Genomic DNA, 23,850 nt, shown 5'->3' on the forward strand with positions numbered 1-23,850 from the left:
GTTGGCAGTAAATAATTATTATTTTTTAGTTTTGGTTATTATTAATGGAATCTATATCTGTCTTTTTCTTGTTTATATGTACTTCTGAAAATTTGGTGGAATTTTTCGCCTTCTCTATTTTGTTTTTTGTTGAATGTTGAACCAAACGCTGTTGCATAAGATCCTCAGTAAATACCAAATAATTCGTTATTTGCTCTTGGGGCTACATCGGCATTTTTACCAGTTTTTCCATAACCATCTATAATAGCTTTATATGCACCTCCAATTAATTTTCTATTTTCTTTTTCTGCATCAACATCAGTTTGTGTTCTACTTCCTGATGCAGGTTTAACATTTTTTCCTTCTTCTAATTCTTTTACTATATTATCAGCAACTTTTTTATAAGCACTGATTTTTCCATCAGCAAATGCTAATTCTGTTGCATATTCTTCCTTAGAAATTTCGTTTATAAATTCAACAGCGGCTTGTGTTTTTGAAAGTTCTGATCCATCTTTTTCTGATTTTGAAACTCTATTTGCAATTGTAGATTTCACACCTCGACCAAATCCACCAGCAAATCCTGTTAATTTTCTATTTTGTGATCCAAATGTTATATCACCTATTGAAGCAAATCCATAATTTGTTGAACCAGCATTTTTTTCAGCTTTTTTCATAATTTCTAATTTAGATGAAACTTCTCAAGGACCAATTAAAGACATAGCTGTTGTTCCGTCTTTTAGAGCATCTTCAATAATTTGTCCAATTTGACCACTAGCACCACCATAAATTGTTTCAATATGTTTACCGAATGATTTTACAAAGTCAACGATTGTATCTGTAGCTTCATTAAAGTCGGCTTCAAATTTTTTGTTTTCTCAAATTGAATCAAAATCAGCTTTTGTTGTTGTATTTGCTTTCGCACCTTTATTAATTCAAACCATTCCTGGTGTTGCGAAATCGGCTTTTAATTCTTTTATTTCTTCTTCTCTATTATTTAAAATAGAATTTAAGAAAGTTCCTCCGTAGAATGCATTACCAGCGTCCATATAAACTAAAGGTGCACCTTTTGAAGTATCTTCTCTTTCTTTACCATCTTCAAACTCATAGTTGTTTTTTTGATTTAGGTTTAATTTAGCTAAATTTTCAATACTTGCTTTTGGTTTTCCTTGAGCTTTTTCTGGAACCCCTTCTTTTCCTCATTTATCTAAATTACTTACTTTATCAACTTCAGAACCAACTAAATAACTGAATGAATTACCTTGTCCATCAGATTCTTTTTCAACTCCTACACGATCTTTGTTAAAAACTCATAATAAGTTTTCAACTGACATAGGAATCATACCATAAATTTCTTTTCCTTCTAAATTAGTAACACGTGCAGATGTTCAAGAGTTTACGTTATCTTTTACTTTAATTCCTTCAATTCCTTGTTTTGATTTATCAATTTCTAATCCAAAACGTTCTGAATCTTCTTTAGTTTTAACTAAATCATTTTTAATATATTCAGTTAAGTCTTTTAAAGTGTTTTGGTTAACATATTTAGGATATTGATCTAAAGGGAAAGTAAAGATATCTGAAATCCCTTTATCTTTAACCCCTCTTTGATCGATTAAATCTTTTTCTTGGAAAAAATCAATTTCTTTTAATCTAATTTTTCAATCATATCCTCTTTGTTCAAAAGATTTATTAACAGCTTCTGCAGCTTTTTTATACATTGGCATTCATTTTTGATTGGTTTGTACATAAATTTCATTAGCAGCACGTCCTTTACATGACATAACAGTTAATGTTGAACCACCAATAACAGCTAATGTAGAAAGCAATGATAGTATTTTTTTCATATTATTAATGCAAACCTTTCTAATTTTTGCTATTTTTGATATTTAAAATCAACACTTGATAAGTGTGAACAATTATATTATTCTATAAGTTTATAAAAAAATCTATTTACCAGTAAAAAGTTTCTAATAAAAGCACTATAGAAATTATTAAAACGTTATTTTTTTAATTGAATTTATTAAATAGTCAAAGACAAAATCTAGTTTTTACATAAAATATAACGTATAAAAAGCAACTAAAAACAGACAAAAAAGACAATCAAAAAAATAAACAAAATAATAATTAAAAAATTATAGTAGCTAAAGCACTATATAAAGAGAAAAAAGTCATGCCTATAGCAACCGTAAAAATAAGTTTGAAAAATCAGGTGCTCTGATGTTTAAAACTTATTGTGAAATTATAAAAATGTTTAAGCAGTATAAAAAGATCAAAATCGATGGAATTAGTAACGATTGAATTGAAATGAAAAAAGTAAAAATAAATTTAGAAATTGTAAATAAAATTCTGTATAGTTAATTTTTCAATAAAGTTTTAATTAAAAATTTAAAGGTTAATTTTGTTTAATAACCCACGTTAATATCTAATACCAATAAACATAAAAAATGTACATACTTCCTAAAGGTTGTATGTACATCTTGTGTTTTATTTTTCTATAATAAATCCTTTGTGTTTTAATATATTATCATGATAATTATTAGATAGAATTAAATCTTTACTAATATAATTGATATCTGTATTGTTGTAGTTAATAATTAGTTTTATTTTTTCATCATTATATGTTCTAGTTATATGTATTAAATTGTCTTTATATTCTATTTGAATATCACCTTTAATTAATGAATCTTGATTATGTTTTAAATTAATTAGTTGTTTTAATATAGAAGTATATTTTTCGTCTTTATTAACTTGGTCTCAATTAAAACATTTTCTATTTAATGGGTCATATCCACCATCAAGTTTAATTTCAGTTCCATAATATAGCATAGGAACTCCAATATATATAAATATTATAGATAAAGCTAATAGTAATTTATCTACATCACCATCAACATCAGTTATAAATCTATTAGTATCATGAGAATCAATTAGGTTTATCATCATTAAATTTACATTAGTTGTGTTTCTTACTACTAGTTCATTTAATCTATAAACAAAATTCTCGCTATCTAAATTGTTATATGCTAAAAGATCTAATATTGCTTTTGTAACAGAATAATTCATTATAGAGTCAAACTTATCACCTTGTAGAAATTTATGAGCATCATGTCAGTTTTCACCAAAGATAAAGAAGTTTTTATCAATTTTTTTCAACTGTTCTCTAAAATGGAATCAAAAGTTAAGACTAACTTCATCAGAAACATCTAATCTTACTCCATCAATATTAAACTTGTTTTTATAATATTTCGCTACTTTAATTAGATATTTACGTACTTTTTTATTCTCTGTATTAAATTTAGGATGATATGAACAATGAGCAAACACTTCGTAATTAATTTTTTCTTGATCTACTTCATCACCATTTATCATGAAATAATCAAAGTATTTACTTTTCTTTTTATGTTTTAGAACATGTTTAAATTCTTTTGATTCATCACTACCGTGATTAAAAACCATATCTAAAACTATTTTCATATCTCTTTTATGACACTCATCAACTAATTTTTTAAATATTTTTTTGTCACCAAATTGTTCATCTATTTTATAAAAATCTACTGTGTCATATTTATGATTAGTATTAGCTGAAAATATAGGTGTTAAATAAAGTGATGTTATTCCTAAATCTTTTAAATAATCTAGTTTTTCTATAATACCTTTTAAATCTCCACCAGCATAATCATACTGACCTTTTGGAATATCTCCTCAATTTAGGTTTATATAATCTTTATTTAATTTATCAGAACCCATATTAAATCTATCTACAAATATTTGATAGAAAATAGATTTAGTTACTCAATCTATTTTATCTATTGTATCTATATTATGGATGTAAGGTATTTGAAAATGACTATAAAACGCTTTAGAAAAGTCATATTCTTTTGTTAATCCTTCTTCTGAGTAATAATAAATTTCATTATTTATTTTTAGTTTGAATATATATACAAATCTAACATCATCTATATCAATTAACACTTCATAATAGTTAAAATATTTATCAGTGTATTTAACTGACATATCTATTTCTTTTTGTTCAACTTGATAACCATATTTCAGACCATATATAGCTTTTATATAATCAAAGCTATCTTTTTTACTAACTCTAAGTCTTAATACAACTTGTTTATTAGATAAAGCAAAAGAGTAATTAGATTGATCTTTATGATATATTGCTAATTTATCCATTAATACCTCCTATGTATGTTTTGTATTTTATTAAATTATCATTGTGTTTGAATAACAATATTAGTGCTATTTTTTAAGTTTTCATTATACATTTCTTGTGTGATTATATATTCATTTTCAAGTGTAATTTGATTTTTGATACTACCATCTTGATTTTTTATCATAAATCCTAATTTAAATTTAGTATCTATTGGTAGTGATACATCTATAAAATGATTAGGATACATTGCAATAGATTTTGTTGAGTTAAATAACGGATGAATAGGTATACGTTCACTATTATTATCTAATTCAAAAATATTACCATTCATATGAACAGTTTCACCTGGCATAGTTTGCATTTTATCTAGTTTAAGCATAATCCTTGCAGTTACCTGTTTATTAGTTAGTATTTTTAAATTATTAATACTATTAGTTCACTTATCTTCTTTTGTAAGTGCTTTAATTTGGTACATACCAGAATTTATATTAGGAATTTCAATGTATGCTAATTTATTATTGTTATTAATTAATTCTAATTTTGCTATATGATTATTTGCTTTATTATCTGATATATATAGATGTTTAATTTTATCTAAATTATCACCACTAAGTATTACGCGATCATTGTGAATTGCTTGTAATGTGTTTACATTACCAAGAACAACATTATCGTTTTGTTTATTAGACACAAACACTTGGAAAGTATTTGAATTTAATCTATAGTGATCAACTTTGCCATTATCTTGAACAGTGATTGGATGACCATTTAGTAAATTACTTAAATAGTCTTGATAAGTTCCTTTTGGTAAACCTAATTGTAAATCTTTTAATTCATAACCAGTGCTTTCGCTTCTATTTATCATTATAACAACTGTGTTTTGATTAAAAGTTCTTTCATACACTAACACATCATCGTTTAATCAACGTTCTTTGTAGTCTCCAAATTGAATTGCTGGATTATCTTTTCTAAGTTTGCTTAATTTCTTAATTATTTGATATGCTCTTGTAGATCTATCAAAACTAGTCATACTTTTTCTATTATCCGGATCTTCTCTACCATCCATATATTGTTCAGTACCATAGTAAACTGCAGGTATACCACGCATTGTAAGCACTGTTGCTAATGCAAGATCAACTCTATTTGTATTTTTATTAGATATTTCCATAAATCTAGGCATATCGTGGTTATCTATAAATGTGACTTGATTATGTACATGTTCAAAATTGTTAGATGTGTCTGCTAATGTGTGATGTATGTGTTGCATACCTTCACTATAACTACCTAGTGAATTACGTATAGCATGTGTAAGATTAAAATCTAACAATGACATACCACTATTATTTGCAAATGTTTTAAGTTCATTATCAACAACGTTGCTTCCTGCAAATCATTCACCAAATAATAGTGATGGTTTGTAACTATTAATATATTGAGTAAAGTTTCTTTGTCAACCAATTGGCATATGTCTAACAGCATCAAGTCTAATACCTGCTATTCCTAAATCTAATCATTTTTTAATAGCATCTTTAAAGTAGTTATCAACAACTGGGTTTAAATGGTTTAGATCGGCAAGACCGAACATTGTATTATAAACACTATTTTCTCAAGAACTAAAATCAGTTCAACCTTCTTTATTAAATAAATTATGATTTTTACCATCATGAAGTTTTCCTAATAGTTCACCATCTCTATATAATGCACCATCATTTGGTAATAATTCACCACCTGTTTTTAGATCGTTTCTTCCTCTATGTTGTTCTGGATAAAGATTATGGTCCACTGTATTAAGATCTTTATCATAATCAACTGCTGGTGATGTATGGTTTGGGGCAAAATCTATATAGATTTTCATACTATGTTCATTAGCCACTTTAATTAACTCTCTAAAATCATCAAAAGTTCCAAAATATGGATTAGTTTTAAAAAAGTCTTCAGCTCAATATCCATGATAACTGGCACTTGCATGTCCTATTCTCTCATCATTTGGAGAAATTCCATCAATATTTTTAACAGGTGGAGAAATTCATAAAGCACCAACACCAAGATCAGTTAAATAACCGTCTTTTATTTTTTGTATAATCCCTTGTCAATCTCCACCATGATAATATCTATTATGGTTTGGATTATACATATTTCCTTTAGGATTATTTTTCTTATCACCATCAAAAAATCTATCAGTAATGATTTGGTAAATAACATCCTGGTTATAATTAGTCTTTAAATAATTTAAATTCTTATCAGGTTGTTTTTCTTCTTCTCTATTTGGATCTGTTTGATCTTCATCTGGTTTCGGTTTTCCATCTGGTGTATTAGATGAATCTTCTTCTCTATTTGGAGTTGGTGATGGATCTGGTGTATTAGATTCATCTTGCTTGTCATCTATTTTTGCATGTTGATTACTATTTAGTTTTGTACAACTAACTACAGTTGAGCTAAAACCAATTAGTAATAAAACAAATAATATTATTGATATAAGACGTTTTAATAAATAATTTTGTTTCATTTTTTCTCCTTTCATAATAATTATACAAACTGTGCTTATTAATATAAACAGTGTATTTTGTTTAAAAACCCACGCTAATTTTTGCTATTTTTGAGATTTAGAATCAACACTTTATAAGTGTGAATACTCATATTATTCTATAACTTTATAAAAAATACTATTGCCCATAAAAAAAGTTTCAAATAAAGCACTATATAATTTTATTTAATTTATTTTATATTCCAGAAATTTATTTTATAGTCAAGACAAAGTATGGTTTTTTTCATAAAATATAGTTATAAAGGGTAACAAAAAGCATTTAAAAAAGACAAGTATACAAATTGAATAAATAATTATAATAACTAAAGCACTATATAAGGAGAAAAGTGTTATGCCTATACCAAAAGAAATATTGGCTGTTGAAAGACCAAAAAATACAAGAGTAAAGAAAAACGGTAACAAATACGATGTTATTAAAAGAACTAGTATTTGAAAAAATGGAAAGGCAATTCCTGTTGAACTGGGTAAAATTGGAGAAATAATAAACTTTAAATATGTAGAAACTAAGCCAAGCAATTCTAACTTCGCTTTGTTTGATATAAAACAATTTGGAAGAACTGAAATTGCTTATAAATTATCTAAAGATATTTATGGTGAACTTTGTAAAGTGTTTGATATTTCAGATGCAAAAACAATTTATACAATAGCAATTATTAGAGCAGCTTATGGTAACGTTACTAACAAAGAAATTAATAGAAAATACCAATATTCATTTTTCTCAGAACAGTTTCCGGGAGTTTCTCTTTCAGTAAGTAACATTTCAAAATTTTTAGATAGATTAGGTCGAAAATATAAATATATGAAATCTTTCATACAAAATAGAATGAATAATGTCTCACCTGAATCTACAATTGTTATCGATGGTATGTTTAAAAGTTTAAATTCTAGAAATTCTAGTTTTACAAGATGATCATGACAAACAATAACAAAAGGAGCTCAAAACATTTGTCTTTTATATGCTTTTGATCTAAATAAAAAAGAATTAATCGGAGGTAAAGTTTTAAAAGGAAATACAGTAGATTTAATGGACTGTAATAAATTTATTAGCTATTTTTCATCAAATAGTTGTTTGATTTTAGGAGATAAAGGAATGGTTTCTCAAGAAGGATTAAATAAACTTAAAAAATCAAACAATAATCTTAAAAACCTTTTTCCTATTGAAAGAAATGATAAAAGAATCAAATCCTTAAATTTATCAGAATATGATACAAAATTTAATTCAAATCATGATTTAGTATTAAGCAAAAGAAACAAAATTAGTGATAATGAATATTTATATTCATTCAAAAGTATGAGTGACTATAACCAAGAACGAAAAATTTATCTAAATAACACTGATAAAAATAACAACAGTGAAGAGTTAAAAGAAAAAGAAAATCAGTTTGGAACAATACACTTTGTTTCAGATGAAGATTTATCACTAAAACAAATATATGATCTTTACAAGACAAGATGAGAAATTGAAGATTTTTTAAATTTTTATAAAAATATAATTGAATTAGATTTCTCAAGATTGCAAAAAAATACAAGTATAGTTGCAACTGAGTTTATAAACTTAATAACTACAATAATAACATCAAGAATGAAAAAAGAATTTGAAGAAAAAGGTTTAACTGATAATTTCTCATTCAACCAAATAATGGAAAGATTAGGTTCTGCTAATAAATATTTCGACACTACAAATAATAAGTGACATTATACAAGCGAAAAAAAATACACAGACAACATTGTTGACATTTTAAATCTATAACATTTAAAAATATAAAAACCTCAATTCCTGATTTTTCAATCTGGTTTTGAGGTTATTTTATTATTAACATCAATTTAATAAATCAATTGATAATTCTTCTGTAGATTTAATTGAAATATCAGCATTAATTCCAATACCAATACATTTAATTTGAGCTGCTTTAGAAGCAAGATAACCTGCGTTTGCATCTTCAACTACAACACACTGATCAACATCTAAATTTAATAGTTCAGCACCTTTTAAAAAGATATCAGGAGCTGGTTTAGTATTTGTAATTTTAGATGGATCAACTAATTGATCGAAATAACTAAGCAATTCTAATTTAGTTAAAATATTTTTAGCATTATGACTAGCACTACCTAAACAAATTTTAATATTATTAGATTTTAATTGTTCAATAAACTCTAATACACCAGGTAGTATTCAAGAACGATCGACTTTTTCTAATCCTTGTTTATATAAATCATTTTTATATTCTAATAATTCATTAAACTTTTCTTGACTAATCTCAACATTATAAGTTTTTAAAATTAAATCAAGTGAATCTGCTCGTCCTACTCCTCTTAATTTATCTAAAAAACTTTCATCTAAATTATCAATACCAACTGTTTTAACAGCTTGTGCTCAAGAATTGAAATGTAATGGTGCAGTATCAGTAATTACTCCGTCTAAATCAAAAATTACACCTTTAATCTTCATTTTTAAATCTAAACACTTTCATTGATAATGGTTTTAGAGTAACTACATCACTTGTTTCAACTTCATCTGATAACAGATCAACACAACCTTTTAGTTTAACGTGATCAAGTTTTAATTCTCTATCAGCGTTGTTTACCATAATTAAATATTTATCATACATACCTATTTTAAAGTATTCTAAATAGTGCTCATCAGCTTGAACATCAGAAAATTCAAAATATCCATATGATCCTAAAACAGGGTGTTCTTTTCTAATTTTACATAGTTTTTTCATATGATTAAAAATGTCCATGTTTCATTGAGATTTATCTCAAGTCATACATTTTCTACAATCTGGATCGTTTTCTCCATTAATTCCGATTTCATCACCATAATAAATACTTGGTGCACCATTAAAAGTAAATAAAATAGAAAATGCTAATTTAAATCTATCTACATTATCTTTACATACTGTTAATAATCTAGCAGTATCATGACTGTCTAAACAGTTGAACATTCCAGGTAGAACATTCATTGGATAACGAACAAAGTAATTATTTATACGGTCTTTGAAACGTTGAGTTGATATATGTCTTTTACCAATACAATCAATAATTGAACGAGTTAAAACATAGTTCATAACTCCATCAAACTGATCACCTTGTAATCAAGCGTTTGAATCATTTCAAATTTCACCTAGAATAAAAGTTTTTTGTTCTTTGTTAACAATTCTTCTAAATTCTCTTCAGAATTTGTGACCTACTTCATTTGCAACATCTAATCTTCATGCATCAATTCCAAATTCTTTAACTCAGTATTCAGAAACTTTTAATAAATAATCTCTAACTTCAGGATTTCCTGTATTTACTTTTGGCATAAATCCAGTGAATGCAAATGTGTAATATGGAAGATTTAAATCTGTATTTTCAGTTAAAGATTCATCCATTCTTTCAACAGGGAATTTGTTAATATAGAATCAATCTTTATATTTTGATTTTTCTTGATTTTCTAAAACATCTTGTCAGAAAGGATGTCAGTATCCAAAATGATTAAACACCGCATCTAACATCACTTTAATTCCACGTTTATGACATTCATCAACTAGTTTTTTAAATGTTTCTTTATCTCCAAAGTTTGGATCGATTTCAAAATAATCAATAGTGTCATATTTGTGATTTGTTTTTGCTTTAAAAATTGGACATAAATATAATCCATTTATTCCAAGTTCAACTAAGTGATCTAAATGATCAATAATTCCTTGTAGATCTCCACCAAAGAAATTAGTTCTTGTAGGTGCAGTTGAATTTCATTCTAATGTATTTTCCGGATTGATTGATGGATCACCATTTGCAAATCTTTCAGGAAAAATTTGATATCAAATAGTATCTTTAACTCAATCTGGAACATTAGTGATATCTTCAGCATTCATTCAAGGGAATCTGAATTGGTTTTCATCTTTAACTTTGTCAAATAATTCAAATGGATAAACCATTCTTTCATTATATAAACATTTATCACCATCAACTCCAATTAGTTCAAAAAAGTAACATAATCTTTTGAATTTAGGGAAAAGTTCAACAAATCAGAAATCATAAATTTCGGTAGTTCTAACTTTTCTCATTTTTGATATTGTCATGTCTTTTCCTCAGTTAAAAGGATCACCATGGTGAACAAGAGCTTCTTTTAAATCATCTTTTTTGGTTCTTAAAAGTAAATGAACCGTGTTTTCATCATAACAGTAAGCCATATTTGATTTTGGAATATGTAAAATGGCTGATTTTTCAATTAGTTTCATTTATCTATTTTCTCCTTATAAACAGAATATCTATTATTATATTTTATAGAACGCATTGGCTTTTTAAGAAATACGTAACTATTAATTATTTTAAAGATAATAAAAATTTTTTAAACAATTATCTAAAATTTATTCTATTTAATCTTAAATATTTTCATTGAAAGTGGTTTTAAACTAACTACTTTATTTAGTTGAATTTCATCAGTAAGTAGTTCAATTTTGTTTTCTAAATCTAAATGATCTACATTTAATGTTTCGTGTTCAGAATTATTAATCATTACAACATATTGATTGTCTTTATCTGATCTAAAGTATTCTAGATAATCTTGTGAAATATCACATGATCCAAATTCTAAATCTCCATATGATCCTAACACAGGATGATTTTTTCTAAGTTTAACTAGTTTTTTGATGTGATCAAAGATATCTAAGTTTCATTGAGATTTATCTCAAATCATACATTTTCTAGATCCAGGATCATGTTCTCCATCAATTCCAATTTCATCTCCATAATATATACTTGGAGATCCAATAAATGTAAATAAAATAGAATATGCTAATTTATATCTATCTACATTATTTTGACAAGTAGTTAAAAATCTAGCTGTATCGTGACTATCTAAGCAATTGTACATTGCAGGTAATACATTTGCTGGATATTGAACTAAAAAGCTATTAATATGTTCTTTAAATTCATCTGTTGACATATTTCTTTTACCAACATAATCAATAATTGAACTAGTTAATGTGTAATTCATAACTCCATCAAATTGATCACCTTGTAATCAAACATTAGAATCATTTCAAATTTCACCTAGAATATATGTTCTTTTTTCTTTATTCACAGCTTTTCTGAAATCTCTTCAAAAATCGTGACTTATTTCATTTGCAACATCTAATCTTCAACCATCAATATCAAACTCTTCAACTCAATATTTAGCAACATCTAATAAATATTTTCTAACTTCAACATTTGCTGTATTTAACTTTGGCATAAATCCAGTAAATGAAAATGCGTGATATGGTAAGTTTAGATCTTTATTTTCAGTTAAAGATTCATCCATTCTTTCAACGGGGAATTTGTTAATATAGAATCAATCTTTATATTTTGATTTTTCTTGGTTTTCTAAAACATCTTGTCAGAAAGGATGTCAGTATCCAAAGTGATTAAACACCGCATCTAACATCACTTTAATTCCGCGTTTATGACATTCATCAACTAGTTTTTTAAATGTTTCTTTATCTCCAAAATTTGGATCAATTTCAAAATAATCAATAGTGTCATATTTATGATTAGTTTTTGCTGTAAAAATTGGACATAAATATAATCCACTAACTCCAATTTCAACCAAGTGATCTAAATGATCGATAATTCCTTTTAAATCTCCACCAAAGAAATTCTTATCAGTTGGATAAGCGGAATTTCATTCTAATGTATTTTCTGGATTGATTGAAGGATCACCGTTTGCAAATCTTTCAGGAAAAATTTGATATCAAATAATATCTTTAACTCATTCTGGAGATTTATTAATATCTTCAGGATGCATTCAAGGAAATCTAAATTGATTTTCAATTCTAACTTTTCAATAATACTCTATTGGATAGATTGATTTTTCATTGTATAAACATTTATCTCCATCAACTCCAGTTAGTTCAAAAAAGTAAGCTACACGTTTATATTTAGGATGAAGTTCAACAAATCAAAAATCATAAATATTATTAGATCTAATTTTTCTCATATGACTTGGTTTTAGATCATCATCTCAATTAAAAATATCTCCATTATGAACAATTACTTCTTTTATGTTATCTTTTTTAGTTCTTAAAAGTAAGTGAATAGTATTTTCATCATAACAATATGCCATATTTGATTTTGGGATATGTAAAATTGCTGATTTTTCAATTGCGCTCATTTAATTTCTCCTTATGTAAAATATCTATATGTTTGATATCACACTTTTTTATTTTTAAAGTGCATAATTACTTTAATAATACTAAAATAATTGCTTAATATATACATGTTTTTTAAATTAAAAATGCTAGATTAACTAGCATTTAAAAATTATAAATAATTGGTTTATTTTATCTTAAAGATTTTCATAGAAATTGGTTTTAAATTAACTACATTACTTGTTTGAACTTCATCAGTAAGTAGCTCAACTTTGTTTTCTAAATCTAAATGATCAATATTTAATTCTTTATCTGAATTATTAATCATTACAACATATTTATTGTCTTTATCAAATTTAAAGTATTCAACATATTGTTTTTCGTTGTCAGTTACACCAAATTCTAATAATCCATATGATCCTAATACAGGGTGTTCTTTTCTAACTTGACATAGTTTTTTCATATGATCAAAGATGTTCATGTTTCATTTTGATTTATCTCAAATCATACATTTTCTGTTCCCAGGATCATGTTCTCCATCAAGTCCGATTTCACTACCATAATAAATACTTGGAGCTCCACTTAATGTAAATAGGATTGAGAATGCTAATTTAAATCTATCAACATTATGACCACAAGAGTTTAATAATCTTGGAGTGTCATGACTATCCATACAGTTTAACATGTTAGGAATTACATTTGCTTGATACATAGTTAAGAATTTAACTATTCTGTTTTTAAAGTGTTCTGGACTCATATGTCCAACAGAAAATCCAACTACAGGACCAGTTAATACATAGTTAGTTACTCCGTCAAATTGATCACCAAATAATCAAGGATTTGAATCGTATCAAATTTCTCCTAGAATATAGATTTTTTTAATTTTGTTTAATTCGATTCTAAATTCTCTTCAGAAACTGTGATCAACTTCGTTTGGAGCGTCTAATCTTCAACCATCAATGTCAAAGTTTTCAACTCAATACTTACCAACATCTAAAAGATATTTTCTAACTTCAGGATTTCCTGTATTTAATTTTGGCATATCACCAATAAATGAGAATGTGTGATAACTTAAGTTTAAGTGATCAACGTTTTGTCATTCTAAATGCATTTTTGGTACAGGAAATCTTTTAATGTGGAATCAATCTTTGTATTTTGATTTTTCTTGATTTTCTACTACATCTTGTCAGAAAGGATGTCAATAACTAACGTGATTAAACACAGCATCTAGCATAACTTTAATTCCGCGTTTATGACATTCATCAACTAGTTTTTTAAATGTCTCTTTATCACCAAAGTTAGGATCAATTTCAAAATAATCAAGTGTGTCATATTTATGATTTGATCTAGCTTTAAATATAGGACATAGATATAATCCATTAACTCCTAATTCAACTAAGTGATCTAAATGATCGATAATTCCTTGTAAATCTCCACCAAAGAAACTATCTGATTGAGGATTAACACTTGCTCATTTTAATGTGTTAGGTGGATTTATTTCTGGATTACCATTTGCAAATCTTTCAGGAAAAATTTGATATCAAATAGTATCTTTAACTCAATCAGGTGCTTTATAAACATCTTCTTTATTCATTCAAGGGAATTTAAATTGAGAATCGTTTTTAATTCAGTGGAATTCACTAAAATCATGAACTCCGTTTTGATTTAATAAACATTTATCTCCATGAACTCCAGTTAATTCGAAAAAGTAAGCTAATCTTTTGTGTTCAGGATAAATTTCAACAAATCAAAAATCATGAATATCAGAACTACCAACTTTTCTCATTTCTACTTCTTTTAAATTATTTCCTCAATTAAAAGGATCTTGATAATAAACTTTAGCATGAGCTAAGTCATCTTTTTTAGTCTTTAAAAGTAAGTGAATAGTATTTTCATCATAACAATATGCCATATTCGATTTTTGAATATGTAATATTGATGATCATTCGATTTTATTCATATTAATACTCCTTAATTGATAATTTTATGATTATAAATTTATTTTATCTTATGATTATTCAATAATTAAGACATATTTTATTTCTCTGGAATATTAAACAAAATGATACCTTACCAATTATATGTTTTGGATCCAAAACATATAATTGGTAAAGGAGGTTAGAATGTTTACTATTTTAGACAATAAGTCATATGCACAAATTAAAAAACGTATATTAGATATCTTTGCAAAAGATCCTAAAAGATCATATTTATCAATAGCAAAGCAATTTAATAAATCTGTTTCTACTATAAAAAGATATAAGAAAGAATATCTTGATTTTATAAACACTGGAAAGGAGATAGTCCTTTCTCATAAGAATGTAAATAACAAGAATGCACAAAAATATAATGATGAAACAATATACAACTTAGGTGAAATTTATCAAAGTGAAATGAAAATAACAGGAGGAGAGAACAATAATGGTAGTTGTTCATTTTTGACGTTGAAAAATTATCACAGTTGTTTAAAAGAAAAATTTGGTTATGAGATTTCATATTCAAATTTAGATAAAAGATTAATAAAACAAGGTTTTGCTAGTGCATACTGCAAAAGAACAACAAGAAAAGAAGTTAAAAGATAAGAAAACAAAACGAAGAAAACAAGATTATTAAGTACAGCAAAGAGCTGGTGTTTTACACTCCAAAAGTTGTAGAAAAACATAGATTAGCAACAGCTAATAACTACAAATTCGGACAAGTTTTAGAAGTTGATGGATGTACTCATTATTACTTTGAAAACGATATAATTGCAACATGTGTTGCTGTTGTAGATGTTGGAACTAATAGAGTGTTAGATATGTATTTCGAAAGACAAGAAGAATCTCTAAACTCATATCAAAGAATATTTGAAAACGTTTTTCAAAAATACGGTTATCCTATGAGAATAATCACTGATAATAGGGCTAACTTTAAAAAGATGAAATAAACAACGCTAGAACGCGTATAGAGCTTGAAAAAGGGGTATAGAAGTTGTTTCTTCATCAAATGCTAATGCAAAGCCACACATAGAAAGAAAATGAGATACAGTGCAAAAGAACGTTCCTTTTATTTCAAACAAAAGAATATAAAAACAATTGAAGGAGCTAACGCGATAAAAGATGAGTTAATCGAATATCTAAACAGCATATGCAAAATACGTGAAAAAGAAAGTGTTTTTAGAAAACTAGAAAATGAGGCGGTTGAAGCTTTCTTTGACATACCTATTAAAAGAAAAATTATGAATGGAGTGGTAGAATATCAAAAGAATTATTATGTCGCAATTGACGCAGATGGAAAAAGATATAAGTTCAACAAAAACGAAAGTATTGAATTTGTTATAGGTGCAGATGAGAGTCTATACTTTAGAACAGAAACTATGCGTTTTAAAGCTGAAATATTAGAAAAAGGATCTCACGAATGAGGAATGGTTGATATAGCAAAAGAAAACAATTAGATGAAGAAAGAAAACATGACTTAAAAACCCTAGGGACAATAAATAAGACAAGATGAATTCATATGCTATTAGATAAAACTCTTAACACAATTAAAAAACACCCGAGTGGATTGCCTAATGAGGTAGTTGACGAACTATCAGGACTTGTCTCAGGTGTTAAGAATGAATGTTATCGCATATCATTCGAACTCAAAGAAAAATTAGGCTTATTGGATTAGTTTTATTTTCTAATTTCCTTTGATAAGATTATTATAACTTAAAAATTTAAAGGTTCATTTTGTTTAAAAACCCACGTTCAATAATTAAGACATATTTTATTTCTTATCATAGTAAAAATATATTTAAAAATAAAAAAACACCTTGCGGTGTTACTTGTTTTCTTAATGGTCGGAATAATTGGACTTGAACCAACGACCTCTCCGTTATCAGCGGAGTGCTCTAACCAGCTGAGCTATATTCCGAAACAACAACATAATAATATATCTTTTTATTTTTAAAATCAATATGTTTTATGTTGTTTTTTACAAAAGTTTCTCGTTATTTATTTTTTTCTTCTAAATATAAATAAATATTTAACTTTATCTAGACGGTTAAGACCAACATGAGCACCGGCTCCACCAACTCCGGAAGTTGTAGTAATTCCTTTCAACTTTTTAATTGTTACAAAAGACAAAAATAAAATCAACTCTAAAATAAAATTACTTTTACAAAATAAAAAAACAACAAATGTTGTTTTTTGATAATATTAACGTTTTGAGAATTGAGGTGCTCTACGTGCTCCACGTAATCCATATTTTTTACGTTCTTTAATACGTGCATCACGAGTTAATAACCCTTCATTTCTTAAAGCTTTTCTGTAATCTTCACTAGCTTGTAATAAAGCTCTAGCAATTCCTAATCTAGTTGCTCCAGCTTGTCCAGTGAATCCTCCACCAATAACTTTAACAGTAATGTCAAAGTCTTTTAAAGTTCCAGTAGCTACTAATGGTTGTTCTAAGTCTTGCACTAATGTTGCGTATGGGAAAAACTCTAAAGCAGGTTTTCCATTAACAATAACATTACCTGTTCCTGGAGTTAAGATAACTTGAGCAATTGAAGATTTTCTTCTTCCAGTTCCTCTATAAATAACTTTGTTGTTCATTATTTAGTTTCTCCTTTTTTAGTTTGAATGTTTAAAACTTCAGGTTTTTGTGCAGCATATGGGTGTTCTGAACCTTCGAATACATGTAACGCTCTGTATTGGTTAGCACCTTGAACATTTTTAGGTAACATTAGTCTGATAGCTCTTTCAAGAATTTTAGTTGCATCTAATTCTCTTTGAACTGCTACTGTTCTTCTTCTTAATCCACCTGGGTGCATTGAGTGGTGGTAGTAAACTTTGTTAGATTCTTTTTTACCAGAAAAAATTGCTTTTTCAGCGTTAATAATAATAACGTGATCTCCGTTATTGATGTGTGGAGTAAAGTCAACTTTGTGTTTTCCTCTTAAAACAAGAGCAACTTGAGTTGCTAATCTACCCACAGTTTGTCCTTCTGCATCAACGATATATCATTTTTTGTTAATATCTTTTGCAGAGATTAATGTAGTTTGTTTCATATTCGCTATTTTCCTTTACTTGACTTGTCCGGGGTCTATAAAGTGTAGTAAGCAATAAATATTATAATAAAACTTTTTAAAATTATCAATTAAAATATTAAATCTCTCTGGAATATTAAACAAAATGATACCTTACCAATTATATGTTTTGGATCCAAAACATATAATTGGTAAAGGAGGTTAGAATGTTTACTATTTTAGACAATAAGTCATATGCACAAATTAAAAAACGTATATTAGATATCTTTGCAAAAGATCCTAAAAGATCATATTTATCAATAGCAAAGCAATTTAATAAATCTGTTTCTACTATAAAAAGATATAAGAAAGAATATCTTGATTTTATAAACACTGGAAAGGAGATAGTCCTTTCTCATAAGAATGTAAATAACAAGAATGCACAAAAATATAATGATGAAACAATATACAACTTAGGTGAAATTTATCAAAGTGAAATGAAAATAACAGGAGGAGAGAACAATAATGGTAGTTGTTCATTTTTGACGTTGAAAAATTATCACAGTTGTTTAAAAGAAAAATTTGGTTATGAGATTTCATATTCAAATTTAGATAAAAGATTAATAAAACAAGGTTTTGCTAGTGCATACTGCAAAAGAACAACAAGAAAAGAAGTTAAAAAGATAAGAAAACAAAACGAAGAAAACAAGATTATTAAGTACAGCAAAGAGCTGGTGTTTTACACTCCAAAAGTTGTAGAAAAACATAGATTAGCAACAGCTAATAACTACAAATTCGGACAAGTTTTAGAAGTTGATGGATGTACTCATTATTACTTTGAAAACGATATAATTGCAACATGTGTTGCTGTTGTAGATGTTGGAACTAATAGAGTGTTAGATATGTATTTCGAAAGACAAGAAGAATCTCTAAACTCATATCAAAGAATATTTGAAAACGTTTTTCAAAAATACGGTTATCCTATGAGAATAATCACTGATAATAGGGCTAACTTTAAAAAAGATGAAATAAACAACGCTAGAACGCGTATAGAGCTTGAAAAAAGGGGTATAGAAGTTGTTTCTTCATCAAATGCTAATGCAAAGCCACACATAGAAAGAAAATGAGATACAGTGCAAAAGAACGTTCCTTTTTATTTCAAACAAAAGAATATAAAAACAATTGAAGGAGCTAACGCGATAAAAGATGAGTTAATCGAATATCTAAACAGCATATGCAAAATACGTGAAAAAGAAAGTGTTTTTAGAAAACTAGAAAATGAGGCGGTTGAAGCTTTCTTTGACATACCTATTAAAAGAAAAATTATGAATGGAGTGGTAGAATATCAAAAGAATTATTATGCTGCAATTGACGCAGATGGAAAAAGATATAAGTTCAACAAAAACGAAAGTATTGAATTTGTTATAGGTGCAGATGAGAGTCTATACTTTAGAACAGAAACTATGCGTTTTAAAGCTGAAATATTAGAAAAAGGATCTCACGAATGAGGAATGGTTGATATAGCAAAAAGAAAACAATTAGATGAAGAAAGAAAACATGACTTAAAAACCCTAGGGACAATAAATAAGACAAGATGAATTCATATGCTATTAGATAAAACTCTTAACACAATTAAAAAACACCCGAGTGGATTGCCTAATGAGGTAGTTGACGAACTATCAGGACTTGTCTCAGGTGTTAAGAATGAATGTTATCGCATATCATTCGAACTCAAAGAAAAATTAGGCTTATTGGATTAGTTTTATTTTCTAATTTCCTTTGATAAGATTATTATAACTTAAAAATTTAAAGGTTCATTTTGTTTAAAAACCCACGAAAATTATCAATTAAAATATTAAATCTCTGCATCTTTTAATGTTAGAGTTGCATCAGTTTTAGATATTGAATTAAATCCAACAGCTATTGTAATTATATAAATACCAATAACTCCTAAAGCTACAGCAAAAGGTAATCAAACAGGAAATACTAATGGTAAAACAACTATGTGATAGATACTTTTTATAATTGTTGAAAATATAAATCATCCACTAGTGAATCCAATTCCAAACATTGAAGCTATAACAATAAAATACATTCCTAATATATTTAAAGCAATATAAGAATTAGAATATCCTAATACTTTTAATGTTGATATAAATCTATTATTATCTGAAATAATAACTGAAGTTGTTAATAAAATAATTACAAATGAAATTGATAAAATAGCAACAATACCAAGTGCTAGTAATAATATGATTAATGCTGAAATTTGTTTTAAAATAGCTTGTGAAATTTTAACTGGAACTATTAAATTGATTGAACCTTGACCAATTCCGTCATATACTTGATGATCTTTAACATGAACTCCATTTAATGTAACTGGATTATAATCACCTGTTTTTGAATAAGTTGAAACTGATTTACTTAAATCACCAATATCATCTTTTAAAGAATATTTATAGTTAAATATCGGAAAAGCATTATCAAATATTTTTAAAATATTTTGTGCTGCTTGTTTTTGATTTTCATTTCTATTTTCTTTAATTAATTTATTTACAAAATCTTGATAACTATAATTTTGTAATGAATCATTACCAGTTAGATTTAATCCAGTACTTATTCGATCAACATCATAACCTTGTTTATCAAATACTTTATTTCATTGTTTTTTAAATAATAATTCTCATCAAACTTCTTTATTTTGTTTATAGTTTAAAATTTCTTGAGCATCATCTTCTTTAATTCAAGCAGCACCTTGTCCATAACCATCGTGAACTCCAACAACTTTGAATTTATGTTGTTTATTTATTTTATTTACACGTGTATTACCTTGTAAAAATTCTTTATAAAATGGATTTGGATCAAGTGATTTGTCTTTTTCATCTCATGGAACAGGAATACCATTTGTTAAAGCTTCATCTTTATTGTTAAAAGGATTTTTAATAGATATTGCTGCTGTTGATATATCGCTTATTTGAAGAAAGTCACTTGTTGGTGAATTAAATTCAGTTTTTCAATCAGAAAAATTATATGGTTTTATATTATTACGATCTATTTTTTGTAATTCATTTTGTAATACGTTTAAATCAATTTCATCACCTTTATGTAAGTTTATTTTTTTTGAAATAGTTTGATTTATTATTATTGTGTTTTTTTCAGTACTATAAAGTTTTGAAATTAGATTATTTTTATTAGTATCGAATAAATTAATAAATTTGTTATTATTTTTTATTCCGTAAATTTTGAAATGATTCTTTTTATTTAATGTTTCAACATTTAATAAAGTTCCTAATTGTTCTTTATCTTTTGTAAATGGAATTAAGTTAAATCCTAATGTGTATTGTTGATTATTATCATAAGCAATTTTTAAATTTTGTCTTACAAAATAAGGTGCTCTAGAATATGCTGCTTGAATTATTCCTTGTTCCATTCTATTTTTAAATAATACCGTTCATCAAACTCCTAGTTTTGAAACAAGATCTAATAATTTATTTTTATCGATTAAATCATCTTTAAAATCATTTTCACTTAATTTTAAAATATTATCTTCTACTGAATCTTCTTTATTTCAAATTCCATCTATTATATGGTATTTACCCATTTTTGAATTTGATGAAGATAATTTAAAGTTATTGATATGATCTTTATTTGTTTGTGTTTGTAATTGTTTTACAATAGATGCACTAACTACTGATTCATCTGCAAATTTCAATAAAGCTTGTTGTTTATTATTTATTGAATTAAATTTTTCAATTCTTTTTTCTTCATCTAAATTAATATCAAATTGTTCATTATCATTTAAGTAATAGTCTCTATTAATTGATAATGAAATACTATCTAAATAAATTGAATAAAAACGTTGTAAATGTTTAAATTGATTCAATAAAGTTTTGAAATCATCTTTTTCATCGACTAATAATTCTGATGTTAAATTTTTATAATCAAATCAGTTATTTAAAACTGCATTAGCAAAAAATGGTTCAGTTTCAGATAATGATAATTTTGCTAGTTGTCTGAAATAACCTGTTGATATAGATGTATCTTGAGCCTGTAACATTCTTATATTTGAAACACCTAAAAAGGTTGGTTCTGTATTACCTGAATCATCTACAGTTGGAATTGCTAAATTATAATATGAACTACCATAAGTTTGATTTAAATAGTCTTTTATTATTTGTTCTATATCATACGAATTATTTTTAACAGGTAGAGAAGTTGAAACAAAATTACCATCGCTTTTTTTAATATTTTTATATTCATCATAATCATTTTCAGGATTAAATGCTCTAGAAAATGAAAATGGATTATTATAACTTGGTTCAGAATATTCAACTACTTGTTTATAGTTAATTCCATTATATGTATATACTTGATTTCTTTTTAATAAATAAGGAGCAGAAAAAGAAATTGTAAACATAATAGTAGATAATAAAACAACAAATCCTACACCAAACATTTTAGGTCCAGCATCAATTAATAAAGCTGTTCTCATTTTTTTATTAAATGATTTATTTTCAACATTTCTTTTAATCATCATTGATCATTTAGATAGTTTTTTAGTTCGTTGAGCATAAATTAAATTTAACGCTCCAGTTTTCATAATTAAATATGCAATTAAAAATGATATAACTGACATTAACATTCAAATGAAAATAAATGCAAATAAAAATCCTATTCAGTCAAATGAAGATACTCCATAAGCTAATGTGAAATAAGATTGTAATCTACTTAAAATTACAATTGAAACTCTAACTGCAACAATATATCCAATAATTCCACCAACAAATGAAGTTATCAAAGGAGTAACAACATAATTAAATACTATTTGTTGTTTTTTATATCCTAACGCTCTCATTGTTCCAATTTGAGAACGAGAATTTTCTATTTGTTTTTTAGTCATTAAACTTGTTGTATATAAAACAACACACAATATAGAAAATAATAGTATTGATGAAGTAATGTTATATATTCTAATTGTTTTATTAATTAATGATGTTCTTTTATTAAAAATATAATTTTTATCACCAATTTCATAAAAGAATGTTTTATCTGTGTTATTTTTAATTAATTGTTTAAAAGTAGTATTTAAAAAGTTTAGTTTTTCTTTATCTATAAAATCATTTATTCTTATTGAATAAAATGATTCAATTTCACTATCTGATCCTACAACTAATTTACCGATTGTTTCATCATAATTATAAAAACTATTATTCTGTTTAATTAATCCAAATTGGAATGGATCAACATAAATTAAACCTTGAGTATCTCGGTTAGAAATTGGTGAGTGTTGATTAATTATAGGAGCAATAAAATCAGCTGATTCACCAAATCCAACAACTTGAAATCAAGAATAAGTTCCAGCGTATTTTAATTGATAGATTCCATTTTTATCATCTAATCCTTGTTGTTTTATTAATTCAATATCTCTATGTTGTTCAGCATTTGTATTAGCGTTTTTATTTGAACTAACTAGTAATTGATCACCTAATTTATCTTTTTGAATTCTAATTATATCTTTTATTTTTATATTATGTTTTTGAGCATAAATTGGATCTAAAACAACTTGATTAATAGAGTTAATATCATTTCCTTCTGAAATTACAAGTTTATCAACTTGATTAGTTTTTGATGAAGTTTTTGCTATTGTTTTTAATGTTTGTAAATTATTATTTGAATAAACTTGACTAAACTCTCTTGCTTCAGTTCTAGATCATTCAAAACTTTGATTATACTTTTCTTTATATTTAATGTTTAATTGATCTATTCAATGTTGTTGAGCTTCAACTAAATTACTAGGAATATTTTCTTTGTTATTTTCAACACTATCTTTAGGGTCTAATTTCAAAACTATATTATGTTGATTTGATTTGCTAACTAAAAAGTCATATCTATTTAAAACATTACTATCAATTGAAGAAATCAATGACATAACAAGAGCCATTAAAGACACTAAAATAGTCAATCCAAATAATTGAGCTTTGTTTTTAAAAGCGTTTTTAAAAGAGTTTTTAAGCATCAATAAAAATCAATTGTTAGATGAATATTTATTTTTATTTTCTTTCATACC

At 26.2% G+C, this 23,850-nt stretch carries 15 protein-coding genes and 1 tRNA gene; 5 read left to right on the forward strand and 11 right to left on the reverse strand.

Going from position 1 to position 23,850, the window contains the following annotated elements:
• Positions 1 to 41 precede the first annotated feature (41 nt).
• From NX779_RS03725 to NX779_RS03735, 3 genes are all read right to left on the reverse strand, one after another.
• A complete protein-coding gene (locus NX779_RS03725; protein ID WP_259430072.1) occupies positions 42 to 1,820 on the reverse strand; it encodes a lipoprotein in 1,779 nt (592 codons plus the stop codon).
• Positions 1,821 to 2,460: 640 nt separating this feature from the next.
• Complete coding sequence (locus tag NX779_RS03730; RefSeq protein ID WP_259430073.1) at positions 2,461 to 4,158, reverse strand: glycoside hydrolase family 13 protein; 1,698 nt, start codon at positions 4,156 to 4,158, stop codon at positions 2,461 to 2,463.
• A gap of 35 nt (positions 4,159 to 4,193) precedes the next feature.
• Positions 4,194 to 6,644: an alpha-amylase family glycosyl hydrolase gene (locus NX779_RS03735; RefSeq protein ID WP_259430074.1), complete on the reverse strand. Its 2,451-nt coding sequence runs from the start codon at positions 6,642 to 6,644 to the stop codon at positions 4,194 to 4,196.
• Positions 6,645 to 7,014: 370 nt separating this feature from the next.
• Between NX779_RS03735 and NX779_RS03740 the strand changes: the two genes are divergently transcribed.
• On the forward strand, positions 7,015 to 8,433 hold the full coding sequence (locus NX779_RS03740; protein WP_259430075.1) for a transposase: 1,419 nt from the start codon (positions 7,015 to 7,017) through the stop codon (positions 8,431 to 8,433).
• A 63-nt stretch (positions 8,434 to 8,496) separates the two neighbouring features.
• On the opposite strand, the gene pgmB is transcribed toward NX779_RS03740, so the two are convergent.
• The 4 genes from pgmB to NX779_RS03760 form a co-directional block, all read right to left on the reverse strand.
• A complete protein-coding gene (gene pgmB, locus NX779_RS03745; protein ID WP_259430076.1) occupies positions 8,497 to 9,132 on the reverse strand; it encodes a beta-phosphoglucomutase in 636 nt (211 codons plus the stop codon).
• On the reverse strand, positions 9,122 to 10,906 hold the full coding sequence (locus tag NX779_RS03750) for a glycoside hydrolase family 13 protein (protein ID WP_259430077.1): 1,785 nt from the start codon (positions 10,904 to 10,906) through the stop codon (positions 9,122 to 9,124). The genes pgmB and NX779_RS03750 overlap by 11 nt, the downstream gene beginning before the upstream one ends.
• Positions 10,907 to 11,040: 134 nt before the next feature.
• Positions 11,041 to 12,819, reverse strand: a complete 1,779-nt coding sequence (locus tag NX779_RS03755; protein ID WP_259430078.1) for a glycoside hydrolase family 13 protein — start codon at positions 12,817 to 12,819, stop codon at positions 11,041 to 11,043.
• 164 nt (positions 12,820 to 12,983) lie between these two features.
• Positions 12,984 to 14,756 carry a glycoside hydrolase family 13 protein gene (locus NX779_RS03760; RefSeq protein WP_259430079.1) on the reverse strand — a complete coding sequence of 591 codons (1,773 nt, stop codon included), beginning with the start codon at positions 14,754 to 14,756 and terminating at the stop codon, positions 12,984 to 12,986.
• A 163-nt stretch (positions 14,757 to 14,919) separates the two neighbouring features.
• On the opposite strand from NX779_RS03760, the gene NX779_RS03765 reads away from it, so the two are divergent.
• From NX779_RS03765 to NX779_RS03775, 3 genes are all read left to right on the forward strand, one after another.
• Positions 14,920 to 15,378 carry a winged helix-turn-helix domain-containing protein gene (locus NX779_RS03765; RefSeq protein WP_259430080.1) on the forward strand — a complete coding sequence of 153 codons (459 nt, stop codon included), beginning with the start codon at positions 14,920 to 14,922 and terminating at the stop codon, positions 15,376 to 15,378.
• Positions 15,379 to 15,425: 47 nt separating this feature from the next.
• A complete protein-coding gene (locus NX779_RS03770) occupies positions 15,426 to 15,722 on the forward strand; it encodes a hypothetical protein (protein WP_259430081.1) in 297 nt (98 codons plus the stop codon).
• A gap of 90 nt (positions 15,723 to 15,812) precedes the next feature.
• Positions 15,813 to 16,229 carry a hypothetical protein gene (locus tag NX779_RS03775; protein WP_259430082.1) on the forward strand — a complete coding sequence of 139 codons (417 nt, stop codon included), beginning with the start codon at positions 15,813 to 15,815 and terminating at the stop codon, positions 16,227 to 16,229.
• Between the two features lie 384 nt (positions 16,230 to 16,613).
• On the opposite strand, the gene NX779_RS03780 is transcribed toward NX779_RS03775, so the two are convergent.
• The 3 genes from NX779_RS03780 to rplM all read right to left on the reverse strand — a co-directional run bounded on the left by NX779_RS03780 (position 16,614) and on the right by rplM (position 17,825).
• Positions 16,614 to 16,690: transfer RNA gene (locus NX779_RS03780), tRNA-Ile, on the reverse strand.
• Positions 16,691 to 16,974: 284 nt separating this feature from the next.
• Positions 16,975 to 17,373 (reverse strand): 30S ribosomal protein S9, encoded by a 399-nt coding sequence (gene rpsI, locus NX779_RS03785; RefSeq protein ID WP_442412968.1) that lies wholly within the window; start codon positions 17,371 to 17,373, stop codon positions 16,975 to 16,977.
• Positions 17,370 to 17,825, reverse strand: a complete 456-nt coding sequence (rplM, locus tag NX779_RS03790; protein ID WP_004429103.1) for a 50S ribosomal protein L13 — start codon at positions 17,823 to 17,825, stop codon at positions 17,370 to 17,372. Before rplM ends, rpsI begins: the two co-directional genes overlap by 4 nt.
• 185 nt (positions 17,826 to 18,010) lie before the next feature.
• On the opposite strand from rplM, the gene NX779_RS03795 reads away from it, so the two are divergent.
• Positions 18,011 to 19,543, forward strand: a complete 1,533-nt coding sequence (locus tag NX779_RS03795) for a hypothetical protein (protein ID WP_259430083.1) — start codon at positions 18,011 to 18,013, stop codon at positions 19,541 to 19,543.
• A gap of 95 nt (positions 19,544 to 19,638) precedes the next feature.
• On the opposite strand, the gene NX779_RS03800 is transcribed toward NX779_RS03795, so the two are convergent.
• Complete coding sequence (locus NX779_RS03800) at positions 19,639 to 23,847, reverse strand: FtsX-like permease family protein (protein WP_259430084.1); 4,209 nt, start codon at positions 23,845 to 23,847, stop codon at positions 19,639 to 19,641.
• Positions 23,848 to 23,850: the final 3 nt, after the last annotated feature.

This window comes from Mycoplasma cottewii (assembly GCF_024918975.1).
Taxonomy (GTDB): domain Bacteria; phylum Bacillota_I; class Bacilli_A; order Mycoplasmatales; family Mycoplasmataceae; genus Mycoplasma; species Mycoplasma cottewii.